This is a genomic window from Zoogloea sp. LCSB751 (assembly GCF_002028455.1).
Classification (GTDB): Bacteria; Pseudomonadota; Gammaproteobacteria; order Burkholderiales; family Rhodocyclaceae; genus Zoogloea.
On the sequence record NZ_MWUM01000686.1, the window covers coordinates 1 to 232 of the forward strand.

The window sequence follows — 232 nt, forward strand, 5'->3', positions numbered from 1 at the left end:
AGACGGCGACAAGTGGGCGGAATTCCACCCCTATCGCAACGGCTTCAAGATGGATCTCGAGATCGATATCCAGCATCCGGTATTTGAAGGCCGCAACCAGCGTTGCGTGCTGGACTTCTCCGGTGCTTCTTTCGTGAAAGAGATCAGCCGTGCCCGTACCTTCGGCTTCATGCGCGACATCGAGTACCTGCGTTCCCAGAACCTGGCCCTGGGCGGAAGCCTGGAAAACGCC

At 58.2% G+C, this 232-nt stretch carries 1 protein-coding gene; it reads left to right on the forward strand.

Annotation, left to right across the window (positions count from 1 at the left end):
* Positions 1 to 232, forward strand: a 232-nt coding sequence (locus tag B4920_RS28180; protein WP_173862752.1) for a UDP-3-O-acyl-N-acetylglucosamine deacetylase, incomplete at both ends; no start/stop codon positions are given.